The following is a 2280-nucleotide window of genomic DNA, read 5'->3' as shown; positions in this document are numbered from 1 at the left end:
GTGGAGGCCAGGGCCGCGCGGGTGGCGGCGGTCAGCGTCCGTCCAGCGGCGCGGGTGCCCAGGTGTCGCGCGGCGGCGGCCAGGTCCGTGCGCAGGCGAGCCGTCCTGCCGGAGCCGGAGCACCGCCTCCGGCGGCGGGGGCCAGCACGCCTCCTCCCCGGCGTCAGTTCTCCAAGTGGGGCTGAAGCCCCCTTCCCGGGTAGGGCGCGGCGTCTAGCGTCACGCCTTCCCGGGTGAGCACGGCTTCATCGACTTCAAGGCGCCCGGGTCCTCCCACGAGGGTCCGGGCGTTCGACTGTCTGGGGGGTGGCCAGGAGCGGGAGGCTCGCGCCCTGGCGGATGGGGCGTGCTAGCGTGGCGGCCCGTTTCGCAGGTGCTTCGCACCCTTCTGTCATCAGGACACGCCCTCTTCCATGACGCGCTCGGCTGACGGTGAGCTGCACATCGATTCGGTCCTCCGGAACACCTACAAAGTCGTCTCCGTGTTGGGTCGGGGCGGCATGGGGTCAGTGTTCCTTGCCCAGCACCTGCGGCTGCCCGGCAAGCACGTGGCGGTCAAGGTGCTGCGCACGGGCGACAGTGTGAGCCCGGACATCCACGTGCGCTTCCGGCGCGAGGCGGAGATCGCCTCCCGGCTGGGGCACCCGAACATCGTGGAGGTGCTGGACTTCGACACGCTGGAGGACGGCAGTCCGTTCCTGGTGCTGGAGTACCTGCGCGGGGAGAGCCTCCAGGACCGGCTGCGGCGGGGGCGGTTGTCGTTGGAGGAGGTGTTCTCCTTCACGCGGCAGATGGGCTCCGCGCTCCAGACGGCGCACCGCGCGGGCATCGTCCACCGCGACCTGAAGCCGGCGAACATCTTCCTGGTGCCCACCGACTCCGGCGGCGTGGTGGGCGAGCGCGTGAAGCTGCTCGACTTCGGCATCTCCAAGGTCATGTCGTCGGAGACGCTGCAGACGCAGGACGCGGTGCTCATCGGCACGCCGCAGTACATGTCTCCGGAGCAGGCGCAGGGCCGCAACCGGCAGATCGACGCGAGGACGGATCTGTTCGCGTTGGGCGGCATCGTGTTCGAGATGATCTCCGGCATGACGCCGTTCGGCGGAGGTTCGCTGGCGCAGATCATCTACCGCGTGGTGCATGAGCCGCCGGTGTCCCTGGCCACGCTGATGCCGGACCTGCCGCCGAACGTGGCCGCGGCGGTGGCGCGCGCGCTGGAGAAGAACCCGGACAATCGTTACGCGGACGTCGGCGCGTTCATCGCGGACCTCACGGGCACGACGCTCCAGTCGCTTCCGGAGACGGAGGAGATGCGCGCATCCCGGACGTTCACGCGCACGTCCAATCCATCCGGCATCGCCCATCCGTCCGGCATCGCCCTGCCCTCCATGGTGCAGGACGATGCGGCGTCGATGGGGGCGACGATGGCGCCGGTGAACAAGGCGCCCGCGCCGACCACGGGTCGCTTCGGTCCAGACTCGGATGAAATCGGCTTCGATGCGACGGTGGCGCCGCGCGGCGGCACGGCGCACTACGGCCAACAGCCCCAGTCCCCCGCGCCGAGCGACACGATGGGCTTTGGCGCCACGCAAATGCCGTCCAACGGCTCGAACCTGGGAGTCGTGGGGGCCTCGGGCGTGGCCCTGCCGGTAGCGCCCCAGGGAGGCGTCGCGGGGCAGTCCTTCGCGAGCGGCGGCTTCCCCGGACAGTACGTCGCGCCGGGCAGCATGGGCGGCCAGCAGGCCGTACCCGGGAGCATGGGCGGACAGCCTCCGGGCCATGTGGCGGGGCAGCACATCGCGCCGGGTAGCGTCGGTGGCCAGCAGGTCGCGCCAGGCAGCTTCGGTGGGCAGCATGTGGCTCCTGGCCACGTTACGGGCCAGTACGGCGGGCCCGGCGGCGTTGGTGGCCAGCAGGTGGCGCCGGGCTACGTCACCGGACAGCACGTCGCTCCGGGCAGCTACGGGGGCCAGCAGGCTGTACCGGGCAGCTACGGAGGCCAGCAGGCCGTGCCGGGCAGCTTCGGAGGGCTCGTCGCGGGCCCGCAGGGGCAGCCCCTCTCCCCGGTGAGCATGACCGGCCCCGGCCCTTCGACGCTGCCGGTGGACGGCAAGCCGAAGTCTCGGGTGGTGCCCATCGTGGCCACCGCCGCATTGATCCTCGGTGCCGTGGGACTGGGCTGGTGGTTGCGACCTTCGACTCCCGTGGCTCCGACGCCGGTCCCCGTCGCTAGCGCGCCCCCACCCCTCGCGCCTCCTCCGCCCACGACCCGGGTAGACA

General features: G+C 71.6%; 1 protein-coding gene and 1 pseudogene. Both read left to right on the top strand.

Annotated features, from left to right (window positions below; all coding sequences use genetic code 11):
• A pseudogene (locus D7V88_RS44030) lies at positions 1–185 on the top strand (DEAD/DEAH box helicase); the annotation flags it as partial.
• Between the two features lie 228 nt (positions 186–413).
• Positions 414–2280, top strand: a 1867-nt coding sequence (locus D7V88_RS40760; protein WP_147449121.1) for a serine/threonine-protein kinase, incomplete at its 3' end; no start/stop codon positions are given.

Source organism: Corallococcus terminator, assembly GCF_003611635.1.
GTDB classification, from domain to species: Bacteria; Myxococcota; Myxococcia; order Myxococcales; family Myxococcaceae; genus Corallococcus; species Corallococcus terminator.
The sequence above is the reverse complement of the archived record's forward strand: the minus strand, read 5'-3'. Positions and strand labels throughout refer to the sequence as shown.